The following is a 17,835-nucleotide window of genomic DNA, read 5'->3' on the forward strand; positions in this document are numbered from 1 at the left end:
CACTACTCACCTCCAACTCAACCAACCGCTCCAAAATATCTTGAACTAACTCACTATCAGTACTTCGTAAATTTTTCGGGTCTTCTCCCAAACAATTACCAGCAAACAACAAATCCCGATGTAACCACTGCTCATAGTTACTCTTATTAGTCAAAACTGCCTTAATCGCCTTCGCGGCATTTTTCGGTTTTTGTTGTGCTATCAGCAATAGTAAAACTTCGCGCCAATGGGAGTCATGTAAATGCTCCCGAATCGGATTCAAAACAATATCGAAATCATACTCATTCTCTGCTTGATAGTTAATCTCCTGAGCACACAAATATTCTTGAAAGGTCTTATGGACAAAACCATAACAATCTTGCCCTTGCTCATTCAACAAACCCGTGCGCTTCCGAATCAACTCCACAAACCGTTTCGCCTCTTGCTTGGCTTTATACAAATCCACCTGCTTCAAGGTTTTAATCTGTTCAGCCAATTGCTTAATCAAATCATCTTGATCGATTAGCGTGCCACTATCCTTATCTTCAGCATTTCCCTGAGTATGAATCCAATACGCCAACCATTCCATCAATCGGCGTAAATCATCCAAACTCAAATAGCTCAACCACTTATCACTACTTAATTCCTTATTAGCATCCCAAGAGGTTAACAAGGTTTCCACTGCTTTGTCATAAAGCTTATAGCGTTCCTTGGGCAATACCGCTTGATACCGATGAATCAATGCAATAATTGTCAACAATAACGGATTCCGTGCCAATAGCTTAATCCGGTCATTATCATCCAGCGCTTTTCGTAAACTCTCCTTGCGCCTTTCAGCTTCTGCTTGGTCTTGAAAGCGACTGTTATACCAGTTATCAATAAACGCGGAAATCTTGCTATCATCAAACGGTTCAATTTGATAGTGGGGAAAGTCCTCCGTCCGGAAAAAGTCCCTACGATAACCAGCAGGGCGAGATGTAATAATAGCGCGATTTCTGTCAAACTGTCCCAAAAAATTCTCGATGCGCCTGACAACATCATTGCGTTTAGCTTCTTCTGCTACTTCATCCAAACCATCCAGCAATATCAACGCCCTACCATCAGACAACCAATGCTCAAAAAATCCCACTGGTAACCGTTGCACTGACATCGTGTTTTCCGCAAACCCACGAGCATAGTCGATCAGGTTTTTATCGAGATTTATCCCAAAATCTCGCATCCTAATTAAAATCGGTAGCCAGTCCGTATCACCATCTAATCCCAAAACCTCAGCCTTGCTCTCAGCCAACATTACTGCAAAATAACTCATCAAGGTGGTTTTTCCCGAACCAGGCGCACCCAATATCACCACTCGTCTCGACTGACTTTGGCTCAATAGCTGCTGAGCCAAAAATTTCCGTCCAGTCGTCTTTTCCAACAACGCCCTTTCCGGCTTTTCCCCACTTTCTGCTGCTAACAACTCCCGCTCCCAACCGCCAGCAGTTGATACCTCTTCCACCACATCGGGCATTACAAAAATTTGCGCTAACTTCTCCGATTTCTCTACCTCTTGCCCAGGCACAGCAATGCCAGCAAACTTGACATCATCAAACCAGTTAGCTAACTGCTCACAATAATCCTGTTTAGCTACCTGAAATTTTAGATAAGTAACCGTATGCTGAAAATAAGCATTAACAAATCTCTCTATCCAAGGTTTGAGACTATCTTGATTTAGTTTAATATTATTCGTTTCTGCTTCTTGTTGAAATACCCTGATTAAAATATCCCGGTCTGGCTTCCCTTGATTAATTAACGGTTTATGTAATTGTTCCAAAACCGCCGAGTTAGTAAAATAGCCCTGCAAAAAACTTTTAACTCCATGCAATCCATCCGGTGGAGCGTGAAAAAATAACAGTTGGCTCGGTTCCAGTTGTTTTTCCCATTCCTTAACTGCGTCTTCTCCCGCTTTGATTGCCTTCTCTACATCGCTTTTCGTCAGAGCTTTAACTATACGCTTACCTGCTTCTCCCGCAACAGTACCTAACAACGGTGACGCGATTTTCGATAGTTCTAAACTAGCCAAAAAGGAGAATGGTTCCATAATTTATAGGTAATTATGTTCGATGCTATAGCGTTTCTATGATTTATGAGGTACGCTTCTCAACCTCAAAGTCCCCCTTGATAAGGGGGATTTAGGGGGATCTCTTTGTACCTCATGGCATAGAGAGTTGCTATATAGAGGTTTTTATCCTAATGAGGTACACAGAATTTTTTCCCTGTTCCCTAAAACCAGGAAATCTGTACCTCACCAAATTGAAAACCGCTATATTAATTATAGCAATTTAGGGAGTAGGGTTTTTTGCGTGGGTTTTGATCCCCCTAAATCCCCCTTAATAAGGGGGACTTTTCAGATAAATTTCCGGACTTCTTACAATAATCAGGCTTTTGAGATAGATTTCCGGACTCCCCCCAATGATCACGGGGGGGGCTGGGGGGGATCGAGCGAGTAAATGCAATAGAAAGGGATGGTATGTAGGAGCCGCTAAGCAAACCCACTCCTCCAACTAAGACCATTACCCTCATTCCTAATCCCTAAAAAAATTCGATAAAATCGTTAAATTATTAAATTTTGAAACAGCTCTAAGTTGTGTTAGAGGGAAGCTCACTGCTTATCCGATAGCACACTGCTTCAAAATTATGCAATACTTCATCATTGGTAAATCGAATTACTTTTAATCCATAACCTTCAATAATCTGACTTCTTTCTTTATCATAAGCTTGGCCAGCTTCTGTATAATGAGACTCTCCATCAACTTCAATAACTAATTTTAAAGCAGCGCAATAAAAGTCAAAAATAAAATTACCTATCGGTCTTTGTCGCAAGACTCTAAATTTAAAAATTTTCAAATAGTCAGACCACAGCTTTTTCTCGGCTGGTGTCATAGTTTTCCTTAATTCTCTAGCTCTGCTTACTAAATTGGAGTTATAAGGTAGATGAAATTGTCTTTGTTGGCGATCGCACATTTTACAAGAATTGAACTTGTGGTTTTTGCCGTGGGTTTGGATCCCCCTAAATCCCCCTTAATAAGGGGGACTTTTAAGATACATTTCCGGACTCCCCCCAATGATCACGGGGGGCTGGGGGGGATCAAGCGAGTAAATGGGATAGAAAGGGATGGTATCTAGGAGCCGCTACGGGAACCCATAAATATCCTATCAATTTAAATACTATCCAATCATGACCGGCTCAACTTAAATACTATCCCAAGATTAATCTTTGGAATTAAATGCAATTTATAGATTTCCGGACTCCCCCCTTTGATCACGGGGGGCTGGGAGGGATCGAGCAAATAAATGGCATAGAAAGAGATGGTATCTAGGAGCCGCTACGGGAACCCATAAATATCTTATCAATTTAAATACTATCCCAAGATTACGATCTAAACTTAAATACTATCGCAAAATTAACCTTTAAAATTAAATGTAATGCTCTTATCCGCTAAGGGATTTACCGTAGGCTATGCTACGCGATGAAGCGTTTCGGCAAAGCCGACGCTACGCGAACGCGTAGCGTGGCCAAAGGCCTCAGCTTCCGCTAAAAGTGATTGACCGTAAGTCATGCTACGCAATCGCTCTTTGCTATAGCATTTATAGGATTTATCAGGTACACTTTTCAACCTCAAAGTCCCCCTTATTAAGGGGGATTTAGGGGGATCATTTTGTACATCATGGCATAGAAAATTACTATCAAAAAAATCAAAAATACTAATATATTTTTTTTATATACCCCCTAACGCAAAAAAAAATTAAAAATTACTTGACAAAATAAATAATTATTTATTACCATAAAAATGTCATCAATACAACAGCAAAAAAAACATTATGGATATCGAAAACTTTCTTCCAAATTTTGAGTATAATCCCAACAATCCTAATCTCCCGGAATTATTTGGCCAACCTCAGCCAGGACGGGAGCAAATCAAACATATATTGATCGGTTCTCCCAAAACCGTCCGGGTCACAATCTATAATCTTTATAGCCGTGGCTACGCCCAAGTTCATGAGTGGAGCACTCCTCAACCTACCGGAAATCCTGGTGAGGTGATCAGTATATTGATTCGGCATCTGTTGGTAGATTAAGATAGCAAGTTGCCAGGGATGCCAATCCCTGGCGACAGGTCAAAACTGAGGATAAAGTACGAAGTCTGAAGTCTGAACCATAAGTTAGTATGTTGTTGATTGGGATAATTTCCTGATGAATTGGTGAACACATAGTCAAGGACCCTAGGGTTTTTGACAATTACAAAAAATAATTCGGTCAAGCATTGGAATTAACCAGAACTTGACCGAATTTTTTTTATTGAGGGAACAGGGAACAGGGAACAGGGAACAGGGAGTAGGGAAGAAATTTAGATGTACTTCACACTTACTAGAAAACTTAACAGCACTAATCAAGACTCAAGACTAACTTGCGACAGTGCAATAGTTTTTTTGAACCATCTACACCACCCAAATCACACCTAGTGCGGATGCAATAGTTTTTTGACCCTACTGCGCACACCTCCCACGCCTCCCACACTCCCCACACTCCCCACGCCTCCCATATTTACCACCTACACCTCCCACATCACCTCTGGCGCTAATGCAATAGTTTTTTTTAACCCCACTCCCCACACTCCCCACACTCCCCACACTCCCCACCCTTCCCACACTCCCCACCCTTCCCACCTACCCCTTGCATCTTCTCCAAAATTGTGTTAATATAACAATATCGTTAAAGCAATGGTTTTACCGCCATGATGATTTCTACCGCACAAGCCGCTGAATTACTAGGTATCTCTGCCACTCGCGTCCGTTTCCTGTTGAGCAAGGGCAGAGTCAAAGGAGCTTATAAGGTCGGTAGAACTTGGGTAATTCCCTTATTTGATGGCATGCCAGTAATCACCCCTGGTACTCGCGGACCAAAGCGGAATTGGTCAAAGCGCACAAATTACACTAAAGCTGTTATCCACGTTAATCAAAAAGTGATTCGCCAAAATCACAACACCGGCGAACGCAATCCCGTGATTACGGTAAAACGCGGATCTAAAAACACTTACGGTCATACCGTAGAAGTCAATGGCCCCTGTCGGGTCATGTATCGCCCAGATGATCCCCTAAAGTGTGGAGCACGGGTATGGATTGAGACGATTTCTGACTTTAAAGTGATCGCCTAAGCTGTTGTGGATTTAAATTAGATAAGTAGGAATTGAGCATTCAGCCGTCAGCCGTCAGCCGTCAGCCTTTTGCTGATGACTTATAGCTGATGACTTATAGCTGATGACTTATAGCTGATAGCTGTTCGCGAAGCGTGCGCGTAGCGCATTAGCTGTTCGCGAAGCGTGCGCATAGCGCATTAGCTAAATGCTTACATAAAAAAACCATCAAACCCTCTCCCCTGTTCCCTGTTCCCTGTTCCCTGTTCCCTGCTCCGAAGTCCCTGCTCCCTTGTAGTTAAACTAAACTATTCCCGACAGATCAAACTTTCCTGCGCAATTTCTTCCAATTCAACCGCTTTCAACAATCGGGACCAAGCCTCAGCAAACGTAGCATTTTGTGGATTACTACAACGAAGTTTAGCTGCTTGATTCAAGGCATCATACCAAATGCCATTTTCAGCATAAACTGTCATTAGCTTCTGCTGTGAGTTTTTTGTATCTAACTCATACTTAAACTTTGGCAATTCAACCCGTTTCAAGAGTCCTCTAATAAACAAAACCGAGTCATCGTAAAACGAATCTGGAGAATTACAATCAAGGATCAAATGCCAGCGATACCACTTACCAACCTCTAAGGAGTAGGGAAGAGGTATGCTAAACACACCAGACCGACTTGGCAAAGTAACAGGTAAATATTTTGGAGCAAGCTTGGTGTTAGTTTTTGAATCCTGCAAGGAAAATTCCCCAGAAAGCCCCCTCTCAAAACTTTCAGATTGATAGGAAACATTAACCCAGATAGTCGGAGACTCATTAACTGTCAATCCCCTACTATCTTTATCGATCACAGGTGTCATCGTAAGGTTTCCTCCCGTTTCAGAAACAGCCATAGGACAATATCCACGATTACCTGTACCTCGCCTACGTCCGCTCGGCGCATCACCTGAATAATCTGGCTGTTTAAACTCTACTGCTATAGATTCAGCCCTATTGCCAGTGGATTCCATCAATTGCGCTTGTGCTGGGTAGCTGGTGAGAGTCGCCAGAGCAAACGCAATCCCATAAAGCAGTTTAATTTTAACCATTGTCAACTCCGATGCTTTTGCCAAGGAAGATGCTGACTGGGTCTGAGAAGTTCCCTTTTTGCATCAATCCTAGTTTCACATCTGATTGGAACATGCTGTATAACGTACTACCAAAACCATACCCACCGAAGTAAGCACCAATACCATTGCTGAAGGCACCAGCGGTATCCAACCCCCTTGCAAAATCAACAGATAACAAATGCCATACAAAGCACCAAGTGCCACTCCCGTCGGGATTACCAAGCCACTTAGGCAATGCATACCCCTAGCCTGGCCTGAGCGGAATCCCATTACTAAACCAATTACACTTCCTACCACAGACCAACCCCAAATCCACAGCACTTCTGTTGATTCTGACCAAACCCACAACAAGGGTCGATTATCCAGAACCGCACTCAGGATTTGACTTACCATATGTCCTTGAATCACCACTCCTGGTGTTCGCTTCTGGCTCAGGCGCTGACTGGCACTGTAAGGGGTGAGCCAGTAATCACTACTGGTATTAATTGGACCGGCTATACCAACAAGAATAATCCGACCCTTCAGTTGGGACCTGCGCTGGGGCGGAATCTTATCATTGAGAATATCGCCAACATCGACTGTTGGTGCAATATCTTCAACAGAACGACGGGAACGGTAATTTAGCAAGATTTGTCTACCTGCTGCATCCACTCTGTGGTAGCCACCGGTATAGGAATTTAATTCCTTCAGCACAACAGTTTTACCGTTACCCAAATGTGGCCGATCAATCCATAATTGCTGATTTGATGTGTAGCCCCATGGGATACCCTTAGCATGTAGATAGTATAGGGCTAGTAACAAGCTAAGGTTATTCTTAGCAGTACACTTATCAGTCAGGTCTGGTGAGTTCAGAGATAACAGATGGCGACGGAGGATTCCCCCCTGGTCAGGTAAAGCATCACTAAAACCAATCCGATCTGGCCGAATTTCCAGGGGTGGAGAAATCCCTTCGGTGTCCCCAGCCTTAGCATCTTTAACTTTACAGATACCAAATAAATTCTTTTGTCCCAGGTAAGTTGCTAGTTTAGGGTAAGCTGGATCCACCGGAAAATCACGATAGATATCTAAGCCAATCGTTACTGGTTCATACTCCTGGAGTTTCTCAAATAGCCGAGTAAGAGTATGGTCTGATAACGATGCCCTATGCTTGGGTTGCTGTTCCTGATTTTTAATATCCTCTGGAGTAGCCTTAACAATCAACAGACGTTCGTCCCCCATTTCATAGGGTCGTTGTCCCATCAGTTGGTCAAAAGCTTTTAGTTCAAGCCCTTCCAATAGTCCCAACCACCGCAATCCCATCACCAAAGCCATGGCGAATACACTAGCCTTGAGTAACAAAACGCGATCGCACCATAGTGACCGAATCAGACAAAAATGCCAAGGTCTGTAGGATCTGTTATGCGATCGCAAAAAGGTCTTAGTCTTTTGGTCTGAAGGAGTAAGGGAGGTACTGGGTAATGAACCTTCACCCTCTACTACAGCCGATCGCATCATCTTTTGAACCTCTGAAGAGGTTTGTGACCCATGAGCCTGACTAGAGCTACCTGAAACAGAAGCCAATTGATTGCGATCGCGCAACTGTTGCCAAGTCGGCGCAACAACAGCTGGATTTTGGCAAATCACTGGTAACCAGCTAGCACCAGGATAGTTATCTTCCCAGCCTTGCAACCGTTCCCTAGCTTCCCGCACTGCCAAATATAAGGATTTTCCACCAGCAAATGCGGTTAAAAAGTACTTCAAAAACTCCTGTGCCACTGGATCTGGTACCGGCTCCCGCATCACAATCAACTGAGGAATATGTAAATCAGCCAATTCCCGTGCTAATCCCAAGCCATCGCAAGAATTGAAAATTGCCAGTCTCAAACCACGGGTAATAGCTGCTCCCAGACCATGCTTTAACTGGGAAATCGTTAACCTATCAGTTTGATTAATACTTATGTAACCAGTTTTAGCATCCGCCGCACTCTTGCTATGTCCTGCAAAAAACAGGATATCCCATCCCTGTTTATCCCAAAGCTGGTGGTTAAGCTCTTGGCGTTGTGGCTGCACCAGAAAAACCGTTTCCGCCTCCGGTAACTGCTCAAGTAAAGCCCGGTCTTTTTCAACCTCAATCCCTTCACTATTTCCTAAAATTCCTAATACCCTAACTTGACCCGTTGACTCTCGATCTGGCGTCGTGACTGGCTCATACTCTTGGCTACTCAACGCCACTTCTGTCAGGGGGTAATCTTCAAATAAACGCCACAAATGCCAAGGAAATCGTCGCACTTGGTCATCTTCCGCCTCGATAATCACGCTAATTTCCTCAGACGGAATTAGTTTAGTTCGCACTCGCCGTTCAATGTTGCGAAATTCTTCAGCATTGAGCCAGGTATTAATTTGCTCTTCTAACTGTTGAGACAGATTCCTAAACTCAGCTTCTGAAACATTAGTGATACTAACGTTATGAATTTCCAGACGGCGATCGCACCTGAAGCCTCCGTAGAGTGCTGCATACATTAATTGCCAGCGTTTGTAGAGTTTAGGCAGTTCTGGTGCAGCAGGCAAACCTCCAGTAAACTGCATCAGAGTACGATGATCCCTTTCCCAAAGTTGAGCTATAACAGTAGGAAAACCTTCCTGACAATTACCATTTCCCAGTTTTAAGACTACTAACTGACTCATCTTTAAATAGTTTGTCAGGGCTACATCCGTCAGGGTTAACTAAGGTCTGAAATTTTAATGGTTGCTTGGAGTTGAATGTTTATGGGGGTCTAACCATTAAAACTCTTGCGATAAGATAACATTACTCGATTGTGTTTGTCAACTCTTCAATTGGTGGTATTAAAATGCTATAGTGTAGTTTTAAGATTTTATATCTAGCTTGATATCTAGCTTGATCCACAGTTCACTGATTCAGCATCAAGGGATATCATAAAAATCAGCTTTTCAGGCAAACTCCACTTGTCACGTGACCGTAATTTGTGGTATACTGTAAAGCTAGTGACTAGAAAACTATGGGCGATTAGCACAGTGGTAGCGCGCTTCCTTCACACGGAAGAGGTCACTGGTTCGAACCCAGTATCGCCCATTCTATCTTGGTGTAGGCAATCAAATAGTTAACCAAAACGAAAGGTCTCGTTGAATCAAATCTTGGAGTTTGAGGATATCATCACGATAAAATTCCAGCAACTGTTGCCGTTCCTCTTTAGAAAGAGCAGCTTTTTTCTTATCAGTTGAGTTCATGTTGATTAGCGCTGAACGAACAGTTTGCCTCACCTCCACTGGCAGGATGAACTTTAGTCCAGAAGCTATCATAGTTCTGAAGGGATTTTGTTTCCGCAACAGATCATTAACCAATTTTAGTTTAGGAACTTGAGCCACTTGCGCTTTTTTCGATACATCCGGGATAAACGTTTCATCTACTCCAATGAACCGATACATATCCTGGATCAAAGCCACGGGATTTTTACATAAATCATCGTACAGATAAACTTTTATTTTATCTCGATTAAACGTTTCAAAAAAATGACTCAATTGAGAGGAGTAGAGTCCTTTTTTTAGGGTAAACGACCCCTGAGAGCGAAACTTAAGCTGTTCCGCTAAAGGCTGAACCTTACCCGCTACATCCGTCGCTTCCCGAACATGCATTAAATAATCCGAATAAGCTCGGTCTATGGGATTTCGGAGAATAGCAATCAGTTTAACATCGGGCAAATAACGCGATATTAGCTCACAAGATGATTGATAATGAAACAAATAATTAGGGGATGCTTCCCCAATCGCTATTTCATCCTTAACGTCTTGGAAAAGTTGACAATATTTTTCAAAGGTATCAATTCGATTTTTGTTAGGAGTTATGATGTCTGGAGGTAACGTTTCCCAATCTTTCTCCAAAAAATTGGTTTCCTTAACCGGACTCATATAAACTTGAGGGTGTTGGGTTAAGTAGTTATAAATAGAAGTTGTTCCTGCCTTCTGCACACCTATAATTAAAAAAGTCGGTAATTTCATTTTATTTCTGGGGAGAATAGGGAATAGGGAATAGGGAATAGGGAATAGGCAAAAAATCCTGTGTACCTCATTACTATGAAAACTGCTATAAGTTCCTACTAAGATAATACCCACGTTGAAAGTGGATATCACCAAACGTGATCAAGAAACTATAGCAGAAGTCAAAAGTCAGAAGTCATTTGTCAGAAGTCAAACTCTTGCGCTTACAAAGGGTGTGAGACTTTTGTCATGTCCTAACTGCCCTGGCGACTGCTATACTATCAAGAAAGTACTATAGCAAAGGAAACAGGGAGTAGGGGTAATAAAATTGAATGTACCTCGTAAGTATAGGAAACCCTATAAAAATCTTTACCATCTTCCCATCTCCCCATCTCCCCACACTTGCCACACTTGCCACACTTGCCACACTTCCCGACTCCCGACTCCCTGATTAAGGGAACTGCTATAGTTACTGTTGAGGTTAATGTAAATTATTTACTCGCTTCAACCCAGCAGAGTTCTGGTCGTACTCGTCTAGGTCAACTGAAATCGGCTCAACATTCCAGATTTCCTGACAATACTCCCGAATCGTGCGGTCTGAAGAGAATTTGCCCATATTCGCCGCATTAATAATCGACATCCGAGTCCAGTGATTCTGATCCCGATAGGCTTGGCTTACTTGCTTCTGGGTATTCACATAGGACTGGTAGTCTGCCAAAAGCAGGTACTCATCGCCGTACAGTAGGGAATCCACAAGTGGCTTAAACAGGTCGGGATTACGGGGATAGAAGTACCTAGAGCCAATCTGATCGATTACCTGCTTGAGCTGTTTATTGTTGTTATAGTATTCTTGTGGGTTATATCCCCCAGCCTTGAGAGCGTATACTTCCTCAGTAGTTAGACCAAACAGGAAAAAGTTGTCTGCTCCTGCTTCTTCTCGGATTTCAATATTAGCACCATCCAAGGTACCAATCGTTAACGCTCCATTCATGGCAAATTTCATATTGCCAGTCCCAGAGGCTTCCTTGCCAGCAGTGGAGATTTGCTCTGAAAGGTCCGCTGCTGGGTAAACCTGCTCTCCGAGGGAAACCGAGAAGCCTTCTAAGAAAACTACCTTTATGCGATCGCTTACATCAGGGTCATCATTGATCACCTCTGCTACCGAGTTGATCAACTTAATCACCAGTTTAGCCAAGTAGTAACCCGGTGCTGCTTTGCCAGCGAAAATAAAGGTTCGGGGCAAGATATCGATCGAGGGATTCTCCTTGATCTGGTTGTAGAGAGTAATGATATGGAGTACATTCAACAACTGACGCTTGTACTCGTGAATCCGCTTGACTTGGACATCAAACAGGGAATTAGGATCAACCTTAATATTGTTGTGCAGCAGAATATAATCTGCCAGGTTTTTCTTGTGCAGCTGTTTAATCTTGCGCCAGCGTACGCAAAACTCAGCATCATTAACAAACTGCTCTAACTGTTTGAGCTGGTCTAGATCAGTAACCCAACCCTCTCCAATTTTCTCAGTAATCAGTTCCGACAGTTGAGGATTACTCAGCAATAGCCACCGACGGGGTGTGACCCCATTGGTCATATTAATAAACTTATTTGGCCACAATTCATAGAAATCTCGCAGCACATCCTTCTTCAGCAATTCCGTGTGCAGTGCCGCCACCCCATTAATAGCATGGCTACCTACGCAGGCTAAATGAGCCATCCGCAAAGACTTCTCAGGTTCCTCGTCAATCAAGGACATTCGTCTGAGCCGGTCATTATCACCTGGATACTTCAGACGCACATGATCCAAGAAGCGACGGTTGATTTCATAGATAATCTCTAACTGCCTTGGTAAGAGTCTCTCAAATAGGCTAACTGGCCAGCGTTCCAAAGCCTCTGCTAGCAAAGTATGATTAGTATAGCCAAAAGTGTTCTTAGTAATATACCAAGCTCGATTCCAGCTCAATTTGTACTTATCCAAGAACAACCGCATCAGCTCCGCCACCCCAATCGATGGGTGAGTATCATTCAGCTGAATCGCAATTTTCTCATGGAACAGGTCGAAATTACGATTAGTTCGTCGATAATTATTAATAATGTCCTGAAGAGAACAGCTAACAAAGAAATACTGCTGCTCCAGCCGTAGTTGCTTCCCTTGGGAAGTGTTATCATTGGGATAGAGAACTTTCGAGATATTCTCGGAATAGATCTTCTCAGTCACAGAGCCAGCATAATCACCGCTGTCGAACACCTCAAAATCAAATTCTTCACTGGCACCAGCACGCCACAAACGCAGGGTATTGACGGTATTTTTCTTGTAACCAGGCACTGGTATATCGTAGGGAGTACCCAAAACCTGCCACTCGGGAATCCAACGTACCCGATAGCGACCTCCCTCATCCTTGTAGGATTCTGTCTTACCCCCGAAATTCACCTCAACCGTTAATTCTGGGCGTCTGATTTCCCAAGGGTTGCCGAACCGTAGCCACTTGTCAGGACGTTCAACTTGAGCACCATCAATGATCCGCTGGTCAAAGATGCCGAATTCATAACGGATCCCATACCCAACAGCAGGAATTTCTAAAGTTGCCAAGGAGTCCAGGAAACAAGCAGCCAAGCGTCCTAAACCTCCATTTCCTAAACCAGGCTCAGCTTCCAGCATTTTCAGGTCATCTAGCTCCAGCCCAGATTCGTGGAGAGCTTGGCTGAGCCGATCATATATTCCCAAATTGAGCAAATTGTTAGTGAGCTGGCGACCCATCAAAAATTCTGCTGACAGGTAATATACAGTCTTAGTATTTTTTCTAGTATAGGTTTCTAAGGTTTTAATCCACCGCTGGAGTAGCCGGTCTCTTACCGTATAAGCCAGAGCCATATAGTAATCGTAGGGTGTAGCCAAAAACTGATTTTTACCCTGGATATAATAAAGATTGTCAGCAAAGGCTCGCTTAAGGGTTTCCACCGACATACCTGTGCGGTCATCTTCTACCTTAACCTTGATTTGTTCTGTGAGGTTGGTAGGTTCCTTCATAGTGTGGCTCATCCTGACCAAAAACTTGTCACTCTATTATGGATTCTCTTTTGCCAGAGAGTAAGCATGGTCAGTGACTGCTGCCATTAACCCCAAGGGCGTAAGTATCTGACCCAATTGAGAACTGCCATAGGCTATGTTACCCTAGTAAAAATTTCACAGCCTCGCTCCAATGACACCGGAATGGGAAGCCCTAATCGTTGGCATTAACCGTTATCCAGAATACACCAACTTTAACGACCTGACTGTTGCTGCATTAGATGGGGCAAATGTCGCTCAACGATTAGAGCAGTATGGCTATGAACCGTTTCGGATTCAGGACTTACCCCTTGGGTTGACCCAAAAAGGAGCAGGGGGAGTATCCAGCACAGGACTGGTAAAATTAGAGGAATTAAGGGAAGCAGTCGCTAATCTGTTTAATCCTCCACCTCCCAACCAACCCCCAGAAACCGCCCTATTCTTCTTTTCAGGCCATGGCTGTAGACAAGAGGTGGATGGACAACAAGACGTTTTCTTAGTCACTAGTGATGCCTTTCCTGATGTGGGAATTTATGGCTATCCTCTGCGGGAATTAGGTCAGCAAATCGCAACTAGCCCAGTCAAACAGGTAGTGATTTGGTTAGATTGTTGCTACAGTGGCGAGTTACTAAGCTTGCTCCCATTTATCCCAACTGATAAAGCTTACTGCTTGATTACTGCCACTCGTTCCTATGAACCGGGAGTAGAGATTAGCCATGAACAAGGAGTATTTACCAAGGCGTTACTGGCAGGGTTGAATCCGGAAAATCACCCGGATGGTATTGTAAATAGTCATAATTTGGCCTTGTTTATTGAGCAGCGGATGTCAAGGACCCGACAACGTCCTTTAATCGCTAACTCAAAACAAGCCATTCTACTGACTACCCAGTTTCCGAAACTGAGCTTTCAGGATAAATGCCCCTACCGGTCTCTGTCTTATTTTACCGCATTACCAGAGGATGCTCTGGTGTTTCACGGTCGTTCTCAGTTGACCCAGCAGTTAATTGAGCGAGTTAAAACTAAAGACCGTCTGCTGGTAGTGTTAGGGGCTTCCGGCAGTGGCAAGTCTTCCTTACTCAGGGCGGGTTTATTGTATCAGCTGAAGTTAGGTCAGGCAATTGCTGGAAGCGATCGCTGGCATTATCTAGAACCTTTCACTCCAGGTGTTGCACCAAAGCAAAGGTTACAGGAGGTGCAGGAGTTGGGAAAGCTTTTAGACAACAAGGGAGACAATTCTAGTCTTACTCTAGTAGCGACTTCTGAACCGGTGGTCATGATTATTGACCAGTTTGAAGAGTGCTTCACTATGGGTCAACCTGACCAACGGCTGGAATTCTTTAACAGTTTAAGTGAATTATTAGACAACAAAGACAATCTAATTGTGTTAATTGCCATGCGCTCTGACTTTCGGGGGCGGTTGCGAGAGTATCCTCAATTAGTAGAGAAGATCAATAAACCATTAATCAATGTAGACCACTTGAACCGTCAGGAAATTGAAGAAGCGATCGCTAAACCAGCTGAATTAGTAGGATTAGGGATTGAGGGCAGATTAAAACAGCAACTGATTAACGATGTGGAAGATTATCCAGGCAGCCTGCCCCTGCTCCAATATACTCTGACGGAATTATGGAAACAGTCAAGACAGCAGCAGGAAAGGTTTTTACGGTTAGAAACCTATCAACAGTTAGGGGGAATTGAGGGAACTCTCGAAAAGAGAGCCAATCAGGTATTTGATAGTCTCTCAGCGGAAGAACAAAGTGTGGCTAGGCGTTTGTTCTTGGAATTAACTCAAGTCGGAGATACTCTCGATACCCGTAGACGAGTAAGCCTGGGGGAGTTAGTCAATTCTCACCACAGTTTAGAACTGCTCGATGCTGTTAGCCAGACCTTAGCCAGTTCAGAGAACCGCTTGATTACTAGAAGCCATCAAGAAAATTCCCAGGATGTGGTTTTGGATGTAGTTCATGAAGCCTTGATTCGCCACTGGGGAAGGTTGCTGGAGTGGAAGCAGAGTTACACAGAAGGGATGGTAGTGGAACGCAAGCTGGAAGCGGCGGCAGAAGAATGGCAGCAGAAGGGTAAGAAGCGTGATGATGCCGGTGTACTGTTGCTTGGGGGGAAGTTAGTAGAAGCCCAGGAGTATTTGAACGAGCATGGCAAGTTGGGGATGTTGAATGGGCTAGCCGAGGAGTATATTCAGGTAAGCCGTCATAAGCACAAGCAAATGACCCGTAACCGCCGGTTAGTAGCGGGAGCGTTTATTGGTGTGTTGGTATTGGGGACAGTTGTTTCAACTAAACAGGCGAGAAAGGCAACCAGAAGTGAAATTGAAGCCCTTAGTCAACTTTCAGAAACTCTTTTTGTTTCAAAGCAACCCTTTGATGCTCTAAAAGAAAGTTTAACGGCAGTAGGAAAACTCCAAAAGGCAAAAAGGGTAAAAGGTGATACTACAATACAGGCGATCGCTAAGTTGCAGCAATCCCTCTATGGAGTCAACCAGTATAATAGCCTGGATAAACATACTGATACTGTCACTAGCGTGACCTTTAGCCCAGACAGCCAAACTATCGCTTCTGCTAGTAGTGACAAAACCGTGAAACTCTGGAATCTCCAAGGCAAAGAACTGCACACCCTCAAAGGCCATAGCGCAGATGTCACTAGCGTCGTCTTTAGCTATGATGGCCAGACTATCGCTACTGCTAGTAGGGACAACACCGTGAAACTGTGGAATCTCCAAGGCAAAGAACTGCAGACCCTCAGTGGACATAACGAACCTGTCACTAGCCTCACTTTTAGTCCAGATGGCCAGACTATCGCTACTGCTAGTTTGGACAACACCGTGAAACTGTGGAATCTCCAAGGCAAAGAACTGCACACCCTCACCGGACATAATAGCGCACATGTCTATAGCGTGGCCTTTAGCCGAGATGGCCAGACTATCGCTTCTGCTAGTGATGACAACACCGTGAAACTCTGGAATCTCCAAGGCAAAGAACTGTACACCCTCACTGGACATAGCGCACCTGTGATTAGCGTTACCTTTAGCCGAGATGGCCAGACTATCGCTTCTGCTAGTTGGGACAACACCGTGAAACTTTGGAATTACGAAGGCAAAGAAATACACACCCTCACCGGACATAGCGCACCTGTGATTAGCGTTACCTTTAGCCGAGATGGCCAGACTATCGCTTCTGCTAGTAGGGACAACACCGTGAAACTGTGGAATCTCCAAGGCAAAACCCTCCACACCCTCACCGGACATAGCGCACCTGTGATTAGCGTTACCTTTAGCCGAGATGGCCAGACTATCGCTTCTGCTAGTGATGACAACACCGTGAAACTCTGGAATCTCCAAGGCAAAGAACTGCACACCCTCACCGGACATAATAGCGCACCTGTCAATAGCGTCGTCTTTAGCTATGATGGCCAGACTATCGCTTCTGCTAGTGATGACAACACCGTGAAACTGTGGACTCTCGAAGGCAAAGAACTGCACACCCTCAAAGGCCATAGCGCAGATGTCACTAGCGTCGCCTTTAGCCGAGATGGCCAGACTATTGCTACTGCTAGTTGGGACAAGACGGTGAAACTATGGAATCTACAAGGCAAACTCCTGCACACCCTCACCGGACATAGCGATTGGGTGAATAGCGTCGTCTTTAGCTATGATGGCCAGACTATCGCTACTGCTAGTGATGACAACACGGTGAAACTGTGGAATCTCAAACGCGAATACCTGCACACCCTCAAAGGTCATAGCGCACCTGTCTATAGCGTGGCCTTTAGCCGAGATGGCCAAACTATCGCTACTGCTAGTTGGGACAACACCGTGAAACTCTGGAATCGAGAAGGCAAACTCCTGCACACCCTCAATGGCCATAACGCACCTGTCTATAGCGTGGCCTTTAGCCCAGACGGCCAGACTATCGCTTCTGCTAGTTGGGACAACACCGTGAAACTGTGGAATCACCAAGGCAAAGAACTGCACACCCTCAAAGGCCATAGCGCACTTGTCACTAGCCTCGTCTTTAGCGATGATGGCCAGACTATCGCTTCTGCTAGTAGGGACAACACCGTGAAACTGTGGAATCTCCAAGGCAAAGAACTGCACACCCTCACCGGACATAGGGATTGGGTCAATAGCGTGGTCTTTAGCCCAGATGGCAAGACTATCGCTTCTGCTAGTTGGGACAAGACGGTGAAACTATGGAATCTCCAAGGCAAAGAACTGCACACCCTCACCGGACATAGGGATTGGGTCAATAGCGTGGCCTTTAGCCCAGATGGCAAGACCATCGCTTCTGCTAGTGCAGACAACACTGTAATTTTATGGAATTTCGATCTAGATGATTTAGTGGCACAGAGTTGTAAATGGCTCGATGATTACCTACTCACTCATGAAGAGGAAACAGAATTAAGGAAAATTTGTGATATGTAGGGGAGTCGGAACCCACCCCTAACCCCTCCCAGGAGGGGAACGGGAGTCGGGAGATAGGGGGTTAGGGTACAGTTATATAAAGTATCATAAAGTCTATCAAAGTCCCAAAGAATTTGTTAG

At 44.3% G+C, this 17,835-nt stretch carries 10 protein-coding genes and 1 tRNA gene; 4 read left to right on the forward strand and 7 right to left on the reverse strand.

Annotation, left to right across the window (positions count from 1 at the left end; all coding sequences use genetic code 11):
* The 3 genes from F6K37_RS14060 to F6K37_RS14070 form a co-directional block, all read right to left on the reverse strand.
* Window positions 1-2,059: NACHT domain-containing protein (locus F6K37_RS14060; RefSeq protein WP_287250840.1), on the reverse strand; the 2,059-nt coding region annotated here is incomplete at its 3' end.
* 539 nt (window positions 2,060-2,598) lie between these two features.
* Window positions 2,599-2,982, reverse strand: coding sequence for an endonuclease domain-containing protein (locus F6K37_RS14065; RefSeq protein WP_044493053.1), 384 nt, complete (start codon window positions 2,980-2,982; stop codon window positions 2,599-2,601).
* 494 nt (window positions 2,983-3,476) lie between these two features.
* Window positions 3,477-3,635, reverse strand: a complete 159-nt coding sequence (locus tag F6K37_RS14070; protein WP_287250842.1) for a hypothetical protein — start codon at window positions 3,633-3,635, stop codon at window positions 3,477-3,479.
* Window positions 3,636-3,840: 205 nt separating this feature from the next.
* Between F6K37_RS14070 and F6K37_RS14075 the strand changes: the two genes are divergently transcribed.
* A complete protein-coding gene (locus tag F6K37_RS14075) occupies window positions 3,841-4,098 on the forward strand; it encodes a hypothetical protein (protein ID WP_071107397.1) in 258 nt (85 codons plus the stop codon).
* A gap of 656 nt (window positions 4,099-4,754) precedes the next feature.
* Window positions 4,755-5,174 carry a helix-turn-helix domain-containing protein gene (locus F6K37_RS14080; RefSeq protein ID WP_287250844.1) on the forward strand — a complete coding sequence of 140 codons (420 nt, stop codon included), beginning with the start codon at window positions 4,755-4,757 and terminating at the stop codon, window positions 5,172-5,174.
* A 287-nt stretch (window positions 5,175-5,461) separates the two neighbouring features.
* Here F6K37_RS14080 and F6K37_RS14085 read toward each other — a convergent pair whose 3' ends face one another.
* Together F6K37_RS14085 and F6K37_RS14090 are read right to left on the reverse strand one after the other, a co-directional pair.
* Window positions 5,462-6,238, reverse strand: coding sequence for a DUF928 domain-containing protein (locus F6K37_RS14085; RefSeq protein ID WP_287250847.1), 777 nt, complete (start codon window positions 6,236-6,238; stop codon window positions 5,462-5,464).
* Window positions 6,239-6,313: 75 nt separating this feature from the next.
* Entirely contained in the window at window positions 6,314-8,923 is a 2,610-nt protein-coding gene (locus tag F6K37_RS14090; RefSeq protein WP_008180650.1) for a CHASE2 domain-containing protein, read from the reverse strand.
* 334 nt (window positions 8,924-9,257) lie between these two features.
* Between F6K37_RS14090 and F6K37_RS14095 the strand changes: the two genes are divergently transcribed.
* A tRNA-Val gene (locus F6K37_RS14095) sits at window positions 9,258-9,329 on the forward strand.
* Window positions 9,330-9,349: 20 nt separating this feature from the next.
* Here F6K37_RS14095 and F6K37_RS14100 read toward each other — a convergent pair.
* Complete coding sequence (locus F6K37_RS14100) at window positions 9,350-10,252, reverse strand: sulfotransferase family protein (protein ID WP_008180651.1); 903 nt, start codon at window positions 10,250-10,252, stop codon at window positions 9,350-9,352.
* Between the two features lie 460 nt (window positions 10,253-10,712).
* On the reverse strand, window positions 10,713-13,259 hold the full coding sequence (locus tag F6K37_RS14105) for a glycogen/starch/alpha-glucan phosphorylase (protein ID WP_008180653.1): 2,547 nt from the start codon (window positions 13,257-13,259) through the stop codon (window positions 10,713-10,715).
* Between the two features lie 172 nt (window positions 13,260-13,431).
* Between F6K37_RS14105 and F6K37_RS14110 the strand changes: the two genes are divergently transcribed.
* A complete protein-coding gene (locus tag F6K37_RS14110; protein ID WP_287250851.1) occupies window positions 13,432-17,715 on the forward strand; it encodes an nSTAND1 domain-containing NTPase in 4,284 nt (1,427 codons plus the stop codon).
* The last annotated feature ends 120 nt before the right edge of the window (window positions 17,716-17,835 follow it).

It is taken from the genome of Moorena sp. SIO4E2 (genome assembly GCF_010671945.1).
In the GTDB taxonomy this organism is placed as follows: Bacteria; Cyanobacteriota; Cyanobacteriia; order Cyanobacteriales; family Coleofasciculaceae; genus Moorena; species Moorena producens.